Consider the following 12139-nt stretch of genomic DNA (forward strand, 5'->3'; position numbering starts at 1 on the left):
GGAAACCGGCCGGCGTCGTCAGGCGCCGGCCTTTTCGCGTGCGTCGTCCTCGGCCAGCGCCTCGGCGGCCTCCTCGTTGAGCGCCCGTCCCTCGCGGCGCGGCCGGACCCAGGGCTCCGGGCGGGTGGTGGCGATGTTGCCGCGCATCAGGTGGCGGCCGGCGGTGATGTCGCCCTCCGCCAGTTGCAGGGTGAACCGCTCCTCGTCCCGCTTCCGCACGTCGGAGATGGTCTCGTCGACCTGGACTTCGGAGAAGCCGAGGTCAAGCAGCACCTCGCGGCCGAAAGCCACGGCGCTCTCGAAGGTCTCCCGGACCTGGTAGTCGACGCCGGCCTGGACCAGGCGGATGGCGTGGCCGCGGTCGAAGGCGCGGACGAACAGCTTCGTCAGCGGGAACTCGGCCTTGACCAGTTCGACGATGCGATCGGCGACCTCTGGTCTGTCGACGCAGACGAGGATGGTCTCGGCCTCGCCGGCGCCGGAGGCGCGCAGCACGTCGAGCCGGGCGCCGTCGCCATAGTAGACCTTGAAGCCGAAGTCCCCCGCCGCCTGGATCATCTCGACGTCCAGATCGATGATCGAGACATCGACGTCGCGGGCCAGCAGCGGCTGTGAAACCACCTGCGCGAAGCGGCCGAAGCCGATGATCAGCACCCGCTCGCGCAGGTCGCGGGCGCGGTCGACTCCGTCGGCGGCCTCAGGGTCGATGGCGTCCGGCGGCATGAAGCGGCCGACCGCCAGGGTGGTCAGCGGCGTCAGCACCATCGACAGGATGACGATCGCCGTCGCCGAGGCTGCGATCCGGGCGTCGAACAGGCCGGCTGACAGGGCGGCCGCGTAGAGCACGAAGGCGAACTCCCCGCCCTGGGCGAATAGCACCGCGCGCTCCACCGCCTCGCGTTCCCGGGCGCGGAAGAGACGGGCGACGCCGTAGATGGCCATCGCCTTGACGGCCATGAAGGCGATGACTCCGCCGAGGATCACCTCCCACCGGGCCAGCACCACGCCGAGGTCGAGCGACATGCCGACGCTGAGGAAGAACAGGCCCAGCAGGATGGCGCGGAACGGCTCGACATCGGCCTCCAGCTGATGCCGGAAGCTGGATTCGGACAGCAGCACCCCGGCGAGGAAGGCGCCCATGGCCATGGACAGGCCGCCGAGATTCATCAGCCAGGCCGCCCCGACGACGACCAGCAGGGCCGCGGCGGTCATCACCTCGCGTCCGCCGTACCGGGCGAGGATGCGGAACACCGGGTTTATCAGGTAGCGGCCGGACACGAAGACCAGCACCACGGCGCCGGCGGCGAGGCCGAGGGTACGCCAGAGGGGCGGGCCCGCCTCGCCCGCCAGACCCATGGCCGAGGCGAGCACCGCCACCACCGCCAGCAGAGGGACGATGGCCAGGTCCTCGAGCAGCAGGATGGAGACGGCGCGCTGGCCCTGCGGGCTGGCCAGTTCGCCGCGCTCGTCGAGCATCTGCATGATCACCGCGGTCGAACTGAGCACGAAGCCGGAGGCGATGACGAACGCCACCGGCGCGCTGAGCCCGGCGGCCATGCCGGTGAAGGTCAGCAGCAGGGCGGCGACCGCCACCTGGGCGGCGCCGAGGCCGAATATCTCCCGCCGGAGGCCCCATAGGCGCGACGGCCGCATCTCCAGACCGATGATGAACAGGAAGATCACCACGCCGAACTCGGCGACGTGGAGGATGGTCTCCGGCTCGCGGAACAGGCCGACGCCGAAGGGGCCGATGGCGAGGCCGGCGGCCAGGTAGCCGAGCACCGAGCCCAGCTTCAGGCGGCGGAACAGCGGCACGGCGACCACCGCCGCCCCCAGCAGGGCCGCGACATGGCCCAGCTCCAGTCCGCCGGTCGGTTCCGCCATCGCCGCCCCCTCCGTCCGAGATCGTGCATAGTGGGGGCGCGGTCGGCAGCGCGCCAGCCCGGACATCAGGCTTCGTCAGGGGCCAAGGCCACAGTTTGGTCCGATGCTGCGCCGCTGATGAGGTTTGAAAATCTAGGGAGGTCGGAATGACGCACGATCGAGGAAGGTCCGCTACGGCGGCGCTGCTGTGCCTGGCGCTGGCGGCGCCTGCGACCGTTCAACCGGCCGCCGCGGCCCCCGCATCGGCGGCGCAGGACGGCGACGCTACGCCCGCCGCCTGCCGCGCCTACGGCTTCGTCCTGCCCGAGGAGCGGTCCGCACCCCCGCGGCCGGTCCCCCCCTCGGTGACGCGACCGATCCTTCCCACGAAAAAGGAAGACCGTCTCGCCCCCGCCACGCCGCCAACCCCTCCCCCGCCGCCTCCGATGCCGCCGCCGCCGCCTCCGCCGCCCCCCGTCATGGCGGCTCCGGAGGCGATTGGGGTCACCGGCTCGCGCATCCCGTCCCTGAGCAACTCCACCGTGCCGGCCCCTGCCCGGATCGACACCGAACGCTACCCGGACGCCACGCCGAACCCGGTCCGTCGGGTCGCCGAAGAGCCGGTGTCGACCTTCTCCATCGACGTGGACACGGCCAGCTATTCCAACGTGCGCCGCTTCATCGACGAGGGCCGGGCGCCGCCGGTGGATGCGGTGCGGGTCGAGGAGCTGATCAACTACTTCGACTATGGCTATGCGCGGCCGCGGTCGGCCGACGAGCCGTTCGCCATCCACACCACCGTGGCCGCCGCGCCCTGGGCGCCGGGGCGGCAGGTCGTCCATGTCGGGCTGCAGGGCTACGAGCTGCCGGAGGGCGAGCGGCGGCCGTTGAACCTGACCTTCCTCGTCGACGTCTCGGGCTCGATGAACAGCCCGGACAAGCTGGCGCTGGCCCAGCGCTCGATGAACCTGATCATCGACCGGCTGCGGCCGCAGGACACGGTGGCGGTGACCTATTACGCGGAAGGGGCCGGAACGACGCTGGCGCCGACGCCGGGCGACCAGAAGCTGAAGATCCGCTGCGCCGTGGCCAGCCTCTACGCCTCGGGCGGCACGGCGGGGGCGACCGGCATGACCAACGCCTACGACCAGGCCCAGGCCAGCTTCGCCCGCGACCGGGTCAACCGCATCCTGATGTTCACCGACGGCGACTTCAACGTCGGGGTCACCGACGACATGCGGCTGGAGGACTATGTCGCGGCGAAGCGGGAGACGGGCATCTACCTGTCGGTCTACGGCTTCGGGCGCGGCAACTACCAGGACGCCCGCATGCAGACCATCGCCCAGGCCGGCAACGGAACGGCGGCCTACGTGGACGACCTCAACGAGGCGCGGCGGCTGTTCGGGCCGATGTTCGACCGCGGAGCCTTCCCCATCGCCGACGACGTCAAGATCCAGGTCGAGTTCAACCCGGCCCGCGTCGCCGAGTACCGGCTGATCGGCTACGAGACCCGGCTGCTGGACGAGGCCGACTTCGCCAACGACCGCGTCGACGCCGGCGAGGTGGGGTCGGGCGCCTCGGTCACGGCGCTGTACGAGATCACCCCGGTGGGCGGACCCAGCCAGATCCCCGAGCGGCGCTACGACCAGAACCGCATCGGGGTGGGCGGCGGCGATCCGGCGGGCGAGATCGGCTTCGTTCAGGTGCGTTACAAGCGGCCGGGCGAGGACAGCTCCCGGCTGATCCAGCAGGTGGTGGCGAACCGCGCCTCGGGGCCGGTTTCGGCGCAGCCGCCCGAAAGCACGCGTTGGGCGTTGGCGGTGGCGGCCTTCGGCCAGAAGCTGCGCGCCGACCCGTGGATGCCGGCCGACTACGGCTGGAGCGAGATCCTCGAGCAGGCGCAGGGGGCGCGGGGCGAAGACCCGTACGGCGAACGGGCGGAGTTCGTGCAGCTGGTCCGCGCGGCGTCGGAGCTGCCGGCGCAGGCGAGGCCGTAGTATGTGATCGGGGGTGACCGAGACCCTCTCCCCCGCAACCGCCCGCCGCATCGCCCTGGCCGCCCAGGGCTTCGGCCGGACGCCGCCCGCGGCGCCCGGCCGAAGGCACGTCCGCGACCTCGTCCGCAGGCTCGGCGTGGTCCAGATCGACAGCGTCAATGTGCTGGCGCGGACCCATTACCTGCCCGGCTTCTCGCGGCTGGGCGACTATCCGCGCGAGGCGCTGGAGGCCGAGGCCTGGGGCGGCCGGCGGGGCCTGTTCGAGTACTGGGGCCACGAGGCGTCGCTGCTGCCGGTGGAGAGCCAGCCGCTGCTGCGCTGGCGCATGGCGCGGGCGCAGGCGGGCGAAGGCATCTGGAGCGGGGTGGCGCGGTTCGGACGCGAGCGGGCGGACTACATCGCGGAGGTGCTGAAGGAGATCGAGCGGCGGGGGCCGGTCACCGGCGGCGACTTCGCGGAAGGCCCGCGCGGGGCGCCCGGCTGGTGGTCGTGGTCGGACGGCAAGCGGGCGCTGGAATGGCTGTTCTGGGCCGGGCTGATCACCACACGAACCCGACGCGGCTTCGAGCGGGTCTATGACCTGACGGAGCGCGCCCTGCCCCGGGCGGTGGTGGAGACGCCGACGCCGGATGAGGCGGACGCCCAGCGCGAGCTGGTGCGCATCGCGGCGCGGGCGCTGGGGGTGGCGACCGAGGCCGACCTGCGGGACTACTTCCGGCTGCCGCTGGCCGATGCGCGGGGGCGGGTGGCGGAGCTGGCCGAGGCGGGCGAGCTGGCGCCCGTGCACGTCAAGGGCTGGGGCCGGACGGCATGGCTGTGGCCCGATACACGGCGGCCGCGAAAGGTCACGGGCGACGCCCTGCTTTCGCCGTTCGACAACCTGATCTGGACCCGGGACCGCGCCCAGCGGCTGTTCGGCGCGCGGGTGCGGCTGGAGATCTACACCCCGGCCCACAAGCGGACGCACGGCTACTACGTCCTGCCCTTCCTCGAGGACGAGGCGATCACCGCGCGCGTCGACCTGAAGGCGGACCGGCAGGCCGGCGTGCTGCGGGTCCAGGCGGCGTGGCGCGAGCCGGACACGACGGCGGAGACGCCGGATCGGCTGGCGGCGGAGCTGCGAAGGATGGCCGGATGGCTGGGGCTGGAGCGGGTCGAGATGGCCGGAAAGGGCGACCTCGCCGCGGCTCTGCCCTTCATGATTCGCGACGCGGCCTGAGCTGTAGGATTATTTTCACATCGACCTCTTGAGCCACGGTCGGGTCCTGCCCATGTCCGCGGCGTGCGGCGCCTTGGCGTCGGGGGGTCTTTGACAATCTGCGACCGGCGCGACGGGCAGCCGCGCTGACGATGATTTCCGATAACGCGGCGACCACCCTGTCACGGTCAGCCGCCACGCCTCTGTTTTTCCAGCGTTCGCCTGTCACGTTGGCACGTTTGGCGCCCCGAAAATCGTGACAGGAGCCGGTCGGGGAAACCGGCTCACACCTCGAACCGCACCCCCTGGGCCAGCGGCAGGTCGCGGCTGAAATTCACCGTCTGGGTCTGGCGGCGCATATAGGCCTTCCAGGCGTCGGAACCCGACTCGCGGCCGCCGCCGGTGTCCTTCTCGCCGCCGAAGGCCCCGCCGATCTCGGCCCCCGAGGGGCCGATGTTGACGTTGGCGATGCCGCAATCGGAGCCCCAGGCGGAGAGGAATTGCTCGGCCTCGCGGACGCTGTCGGTGAAGACGCAGGACGAGAGCCCCTGCGGGACGGCGTTCTGCATCTGGACGGCCTGGTCGAAGTCGGACCAGGTCAGGACGTAGAGGATGGGCGCGAAGGTCTCGTGCATGACCACCTCCGTCTGCGCCGGCATGCGCACGATGGCGGGGCGGATGTAGATTCCGTCCCGATCGAGACGGCCGCCGCCGGTGACGACCTCCCCGCCCTGCTCCGCCGCCCGGGCCAGCGACGCCTCGAAGGCTTCGGCGGCGGCGGCGTCGATCAGTGGGCCGACCAGCACCCCGTCCTCGCGCGGATCCCCGATCGGCAGGCTCTCGTAGGCGGCCTTCAGGCGGGCCACGAGGGCGTCCGCGACGCTCTCGTGCACCAGCAGGCGGCGCAGCGAGGTGCAGCGCTGACCGCAGGTCCCGACGGCGGAGAAGGCGACGGCCCGCACCGCCATCTCCAGATCGGCGGAGGGCGCGACGATCATGGCGTTGTTGCCGCCGAGCTCCAGCAGGGAGCGGCCGAGTCGGCCGGCGACGGTCTGGGCCACCGCCCGGCCCATGCGGGTCGAGCCGGTGGCGGACACCAGCGGAATGCGCGGGTCGGCGGCCAGCGCCTCGCCGGCGTCGCGACCGCCGACGACCACCTGGGACAGGCCTTCCGGAGCGTCGCCGAAGCGGGCCAGGGCGCGCTGGAACACAGCCTGGGTCGCCAGCGCCGTGAGCGGGGTCTTCTCGGACGGCTTCCAGATCACCGGGTCGCCGCAGACGAGGGCGAGGCAGGCGTTCCACGCCCACACCGCGACCGGGAAGTTGAAGGCCGAGATGACCAGCACCGGCCCCAGCGGCTGCCACGTCTCGCGCATGTGGTGACCGGGACGCTCGCTGGGCAGGGTCAGGCCGTAGAGCTGGCGCGACAGGCCGACCGCGAAGTCGCAGACGTCGATCATCTCCTGCACCTCGCCGAGGCCCTCGGAGACGATCTTGCCGGCCTCGAGGGTGACCAGGCGGGCGAGGTCGTCCTTCGCGGCGCGCAGCTCATCGCCGAACAGGCGGACCAGCTCGCCGCGACGCGGCGCGGGGACCCGCCGCCAGGCGTGGAACGCCTCCACGGCGCGGGCGACGACCGGTTCGAGGTCCGCGGTCTCGGCGAGCCGGCCCGCGGTCGAGCCGTCGATCGGGGACCGGACCTCGAGCCCGTCCGAGCTCCAGATGGGACCGCCGGCGCCCAGCCGCTCGAGAATGGTCCTCGCCTCGTTCGCAGCCGTCATCGCGCCCTCCGTGATCCGCCGGGGCGGTCTAGCCCGGGGCGGCCGCCGGCGGAAGCGGAACCGGCTCCCGTACCGGGGGTTCTGTCGCCGACCCCGACACTCAAGGAGAGGCTGCGATGAAAGTACGCGACGTGATGAGCAAGGACGTGCAGGTGGCGCGGCCCGGCGACAGCCTGCAGCAGGTGGCGACACGCATGCGCGACGGCGACTTCGGCTTCATGCCGGTGGCCGACGGGGACCGGCTGATCGGAACCGTCACCGACCGCGACATCTGCATCCGGGCCATCGCCGAGGGCGCGGCCAGTTCGGCTCCGGTGGTCGAGTACATCACCCGCGACCCGCACACGGCCCGGGCCGACGACGACCTGAAGGATGTGCTGGAGGCCATGGGATCGCGCCAGATCCGCCGTCTGCCGGTGCTGGACAAGGACGACCGTCTGGTGGGCGTGGTCTCGCTGGGCGACCTGTCGACCCGGGTGAAGGAGAAGTACGCCGGCGAGGCGCTGGAAGACATCTCCCGGCCCTGACAAGCGGCGGTTAACCCTGTCGCCAAACCCGGCGTTCACCGCGACGCGCCATCCTTGTCTCCGCGATAGACGGAGCAAGGCATGGCGCGCGCGCAATTCCAGAAGGGCCAGAAGGTCTGGGTCGAGTGCGTCGGCGCCTGGGCCCAGATCGAGAAGGTCCAGCCGGTCTGGGCCAAGGGCTTCGAGGAGCCGGTCCGCGTCACCTACGACGTCGGGCTGGGCCGCGAATTCCTGGGCCATGAGCTGATGCTGCCGGTCGAAGACCCGGCCGCGGCGGCCGGACAGAGCTGGCGATTGATGCGGGCCCGCAACAAGTGGCAGACGGCCGAGGACACCGCCCATCACCCCTTCCCGGGCACCTATCCGGTGGTTGTCACCGACAAGGCCGACTGGGGCGGCTGGCGGGTGCCGGGCGCAGAATACGACCGCGACCCGGAACAGATCGAATTCCAGGCGCGCCTGATCGCCGCCGCGCCGCGGCTGATGGCCCTGGCGGAGCGGCTGACCGCGGCCGTGGACGAGTCGCCGGAAGATGCGCCGCCCGAGGTCCAGGCGATGGCCCGCGAGGCCCGCGAAATCCTGAAGACGGTCACCGACGTTCTGGCGCCGCCCGCCGCCGAAGGCGCGACGCCGACCCATCGCGCCGCCTGAAACGGTTGATGGGAGGATAACCGTCCTCGACACGAATCCGCGACGCAGCCTAGATTCAGCCATCGTCGTCGAATCGTCCGGGAGAGCGCCTTGCGGGGTGAAGACCGCCGCATAACACCGCAGGGACGACGGGCCGCCGACCGCGAGAAGGGTCCGCCGGCCTGGCTTCGCATCGCCATCTACGCACTGGTTCTGGCCATCGCCGCCCACGTGCTGCTGGTGGCCCGCGACGTCGCCGGGCCCAGCCCTGACGGCGTCAGCCTCGCCGACCTGTGGGTGCTGGGACCGCCGGTCGGCATCGGCCTGTTCACCCTCGTCGTCGTCTTCCTCATGGAGCAGCGCCAGCTCGGCATCAGCCGGGAGTGGGCGGCCTCGGAACGGCGCTTTCGCGGCGCCGTGGAAGCCGCGCGCTGCGGCGTCTGGGAATGGGACGTCGACGCCGGCGTGGTCACCGTCTCCGACTACATGGCCGAACTGATGGGTCTCGAGCGCAGCGGCCCGGCCCCGGTGCACCAGTTCCTGGACCGCGTGCACCCGCGCTATCGCGACGCCTTCTCCCACGCCCTGCGCCAGGCCCAGACCTACGGGGTGTTCGAGGTCAGCTTCCCGGTGCCCGATCCGCAGGGGAGAGCGCGCTGGATCGACGCCCGCGGGCAGGCCCGTGGCGATCGCGGCGACGAGGGCTTCTCCTCCATCCTCGGCATCGCGCTGGACACCACCGAGGCGCGCCGGGCCAAGGCCCAGGCCCAGGCCGCCGAGAGCCGGCTGCGCGACGGCATCGAGAGCGTCTCGGACGCCTTCGTGCTGTTCGATCGGCACGGCCGGCTGATCCTGTGCAACCAGGCCTTTCAGGACGCCTTCGGCTTCGAGGCCGGGGTGCTGCGCAAGGGCGCGCTGAAGGCGGACCTGAACCGCATCGCGGCGCTGGCCATTCGCTCGGACCAGCCGGCGACCGGCGGCCGCGCCGGCGCCCGCGAGGTGGAGTTGCACGACGGCCGCTGGCTGCAGCTGGTCGAGCGTTTCACCTCCGACGGGGGCTCGGTCGTGTCGGCGGCCGACATCACGGCGATCAAGCAGAAGGAGGCCGAACGCCAGCGGGCGACGGAACGGCTCCACGCCACCATTTCGGAGCTGGAGCAGAGCGAGGAGGAACTTTCGCATCTCGCCCGGAAGTACGAGGTGGCGATGACGCGGGCCGAGGCGGCCAACCAGGCCAAATCCGAATTCCTCGCCAACATGAGCCATGAGCTGCGCACACCGCTGAACGCCATCAACGGCTTCTCGGAGATCATGGCCGGGGAGATGTTCGGGCCGCTGGGCGACCCGCGCTACAAGGGGTACGCCGCGGACATCCTCAAGTCCGGCCAGCATCTGCTCAGCCTGATCAACGACATCCTCGACATGGCCAAGATCGAGGCCGGGAAGATGACGCTGCACTACGAGCGGGTGTCGCTGAAAGAGGTGGTCGAGGACGCCGCACGGCTGATGCGCGGCCGGATCCAGGAGGCGGGGCTGAACCTGGTGGTCGACGCGCCCGAGTTGCCGGACGTGGAGGCCGATCACCGCGGGCTGAAGCAGGTGCTTCTGAACCTCGTCTCGAACGCCGTGAAGTTCACGCCCGAGGGCGGCGACATCGTCATCGCCCTGTCGCAACTGGACGACGACCGCATGCGGGTGGCGGTGACCGATACCGGCATCGGCATCGCGCCCGAGGATCTAGACCGGCTGGCGCGCCCCTTCGAACAGGTCGAGGGGCAGCATTCCAAGACCACCCAGGGCACCGGGCTGGGCCTGGCGCTGACCAAGTCGCTGGTCGACCTGCACGGCGGACGGCTGACAATCGAGAGCGAGCCCGGCCATGGAACCACGGTCAGCTTCGAGCTGCCGATGCGACGCCCCGCCGCCGACCCGTCCGAGAGCGAGGCCCGTACGCGGGCGGCGGCCTAGGACTTCCCGGCCGGGGCCTGCCCGTCGTCGGAACGTGGTCCCCGCGCCGCGAAGCGGCCCCGCCGGGTCAGGATCGGCGCGAGAACGGTCCGATCGTCCGGCTCGAGGGTCTCCAGCAGGCCCACCGCGTCCGACTCCAGCCGCGCCCTGCCGCGCAATTCGGCGGCGCGCGACTGCTCGAGCAGGGCGCGGGCACGGACGGGGTCGAAGTCCTCCGAGCGGACCAGGGCGATGGCCTCGCGACGCCTGAGGCGAGACTCCTCGAAGTCCGGCCGCGCCGCCCGGGCGGAGGCGCGGAGCGTCTCCTGCACGCGCTGGCGCACGTCGGAATCCACCCCGGCCACCATGGCCATCATCGGCGGGCGCTCGCGCGAGGGGCGGTCAGCGGCCTCGATGCGAGCCTGGACAGATCGCACCCAGACGGTGGCGGTGGCTCCCGCCACAAGGGCCAGGAGGTTGAGCGCGACCGAGGCGGCGAGCAGGATCTTCAGCGTCCGTCCGCTCATCCCAGCACTTCCGTGTCGTCAACACCGAGCAGGGAGGCCTGGTAAAGGATGGCGTCGGCCTCGACGTCGGCGGTGAGGTGGGCGCCGAGCATGACCCCGGCCGCTACGCCCGCACAGGCCGCTGCGGCCCAGCCGGCCCCGAGCGCCAGGCCGAAGCGGTCGAGCCAGCGCCGGCCGCCGCGACGGACGTGCAGCCCGGCCTCCACCGCCGACGCCATCACCCGATCCCGCAGCGACGCCGACGGCGCCGCGACGCGCGAGGCGTGCAACAGGGCGTCGACCGCGTCGGCCTCGAGCAGGGCGGGACGCGCGACATCAGGCCGGGCGGCCGCGAAGGCCTCGGCCGCCGCGCGCTCCCCGGCCGGCCAGCGCCGGACGTCGGCGCCCCAGGCGGCGACCAGGGCGAGAAAACGTTCCGCAGTCATCATCCTCACGCTCCTTCAGTCCCCGGCCGCAGGTCGGCCAGGGCGATCCTCAACGCCCGCCGTCCACGCGACAGCAGGCTCTCCAGCGCCTCGACGCTGACCTCCATCAGGGCGGCGGCCTCGATGTTGGTCAGCTCCTGGTAATGGCACAGCACGATGGCCTCCCGCTGACGGTCCGGCAAACGCGCCAGCGCGGCGTCGACGCGGAACCCCGTCTCCGCGGCGAGCAGGCCCCGGTCGGGGGCAGGCCCCGGATCCGGGCGATCCGGCGGCGCATCGGTCGGGACTTCCCGGCGGCGGCGCAGGCGATCGTAGCAGAGGTTCAGGGCCACCCGGTGCAGCCAGGTGTCGAACTTCGCCTTGCCCGGCGTCCAGCGCGGCGCCTGTCGCCAGGCGCGCAGCATCGCCTCCTGGGCGACGTCCTCGGCCTCGACCGGATCGCCCAGCATGCGTTGGGCCAGCGCCAGCATGCGGGGCAGCTTGCGCGCCACCATGGCCTGGATGGCCGCGGGGTCGCCCTGACCCACGCGGCGCACCAGATCCTCGTCCGGGTCGGCGATCGGCGCCAAACGTCCCTCGTGCGACAGTCATCGTGAGGGCTGCGAGGTCGCTGACCGCCGGGCCCGCCATCTCCTTACTCCGAAGACGGCGCCGGCGGCGACGCCTGCGGAGCCATGTGGCCGCGCCCATGCCCGCGCATGCCGTGCCGACCGACCCGGCGCTCCTCGACCGCCAGATAGCCGTCACGGTCGGCGTCGAGGCGGGCGAAGGCCTCAACGGCGCGGGATTCGATCCCCGCGATCTCGACCGGGCCGGCCGCGCGCATGCCGGCGTGGGCGCCGCCGCCGTGACGGCCGCGCATGCCGCGCGGGCCGCGGTCGCCGCTCGCGGCGTGGGCGGCATCGAACTCGGCGCGACTGATGGCTCCGTTGTTGTCGGCGTCCAGGCGGTCGAAGCGGGCGTCGGCGCGGGCGGCGCGGTGCGCCTGACGCATCGCCTGGCGCTCCTCCATGCTGACCGAGCCGTCGCCGTTCGCATCGGCGGCGCGCAGCCGGTCGAGGCGACGACCGACGAACTCCGCCTGGCTGAGGCGGCCATCGCCGTCGGCGTCGGCGCGCATGGTCGGAGCGGCGGGACGGTTCGTCGCCTGCTGGGCGACGGCGACGCCGCCGACGGCGATGAGGGCGAGGGCGGCGAGGCCGCCGAGCAGTGAAGTCCTGTTCATTCCGATGATCTCCATGGCC

At 72.1% G+C, this 12139-nt stretch carries 11 protein-coding genes; 5 read left to right on the forward strand and 6 right to left on the reverse strand.

Features of this window, described 5'->3' with window-relative positions; genetic code table 11:
• Positions 1 to 18: 18 nt before the first annotated feature.
• Complete coding sequence (locus BM333_RS07685; RefSeq protein WP_092309298.1) at positions 19 to 1884, reverse strand: monovalent cation:proton antiporter-2 (CPA2) family protein; 1866 nt, start codon at positions 1882 to 1884, stop codon at positions 19 to 21.
• A gap of 146 nt (positions 1885 to 2030) precedes the next feature.
• On the opposite strand from BM333_RS07685, the gene BM333_RS07690 reads away from it, so the two are divergent.
• Both BM333_RS07690 and BM333_RS07695 read left to right on the forward strand, forming a co-directional pair.
• The gene (locus BM333_RS07690) at positions 2031 to 3860 is read left to right on the forward strand and encodes a vWA domain-containing protein (RefSeq protein ID WP_092309301.1); all 1830 of its coding nucleotides are present in this window, start codon (positions 2031 to 2033) and stop codon (positions 3858 to 3860) included.
• A 13-nt stretch (positions 3861 to 3873) separates the two neighbouring features.
• A complete protein-coding gene (locus BM333_RS07695) occupies positions 3874 to 5079 on the forward strand; it encodes a winged helix-turn-helix domain-containing protein (RefSeq protein ID WP_092309304.1) in 1206 nt (401 codons plus the stop codon).
• Positions 5080 to 5342: 263 nt separating this feature from the next.
• Here BM333_RS07695 and amaB read toward each other — a convergent pair whose 3' ends face one another.
• On the reverse strand, positions 5343 to 6839 hold the full coding sequence (gene amaB, locus BM333_RS07700) for an L-piperidine-6-carboxylate dehydrogenase (protein ID WP_092309307.1): 1497 nt from the start codon (positions 6837 to 6839) through the stop codon (positions 5343 to 5345).
• Positions 6840 to 6955: 116 nt separating this feature from the next.
• On the opposite strand from amaB, the gene BM333_RS07705 reads away from it, so the two are divergent.
• From BM333_RS07705 to BM333_RS07715, 3 genes are all read left to right on the forward strand, one after another.
• On the forward strand, positions 6956 to 7366 hold the full coding sequence (locus BM333_RS07705) for a CBS domain-containing protein (protein WP_092309310.1): 411 nt from the start codon (positions 6956 to 6958) through the stop codon (positions 7364 to 7366).
• An 81-nt stretch (positions 7367 to 7447) separates the two neighbouring features.
• Positions 7448 to 8017, forward strand: coding sequence for a hypothetical protein (locus BM333_RS07710; protein WP_092309314.1), 570 nt, complete (start codon positions 7448 to 7450; stop codon positions 8015 to 8017).
• Between the two features lie 90 nt (positions 8018 to 8107).
• Positions 8108 to 9964, forward strand: coding sequence for a PAS domain-containing sensor histidine kinase (locus BM333_RS07715; RefSeq protein ID WP_245777187.1), 1857 nt, complete (start codon positions 8108 to 8110; stop codon positions 9962 to 9964).
• Here the strand turns inward: BM333_RS07715 and BM333_RS07720 are convergent.
• The 4 genes from BM333_RS07720 to BM333_RS07735 all read right to left on the reverse strand — a co-directional run bounded on the left by BM333_RS07720 (position 9961) and on the right by BM333_RS07735 (position 12120).
• Positions 9961 to 10470 (reverse strand): periplasmic heavy metal sensor, encoded by a 510-nt coding sequence (locus BM333_RS07720; protein WP_092309317.1) that lies wholly within the window; start codon positions 10468 to 10470, stop codon positions 9961 to 9963. The two genes, BM333_RS07715 and BM333_RS07720, sit on opposite strands and share 4 nt — an antisense overlap.
• Positions 10467 to 10898 carry a hypothetical protein gene (locus BM333_RS07725; protein WP_245777188.1) on the reverse strand — a complete coding sequence of 144 codons (432 nt, stop codon included), beginning with the start codon at positions 10896 to 10898 and terminating at the stop codon, positions 10467 to 10469. The genes BM333_RS07720 and BM333_RS07725 overlap by 4 nt, the downstream gene beginning before the upstream one ends.
• A 2-nt stretch (positions 10899 to 10900) precedes the next feature.
• On the reverse strand, positions 10901 to 11464 hold the full coding sequence (locus BM333_RS07730; RefSeq protein WP_092309320.1) for an RNA polymerase sigma factor: 564 nt from the start codon (positions 11462 to 11464) through the stop codon (positions 10901 to 10903).
• A 65-nt stretch (positions 11465 to 11529) separates the two neighbouring features.
• Complete coding sequence (locus BM333_RS07735; protein ID WP_177221830.1) at positions 11530 to 12120, reverse strand: EF-hand domain-containing protein; 591 nt, start codon at positions 12118 to 12120, stop codon at positions 11530 to 11532.
• Positions 12121 to 12139 lie beyond the last annotated feature (19 nt).

Source organism: Brevundimonas viscosa (assembly GCF_900116065.1).
Taxonomy (GTDB): domain Bacteria; phylum Pseudomonadota; class Alphaproteobacteria; order Caulobacterales; family Caulobacteraceae; genus Brevundimonas; species Brevundimonas viscosa.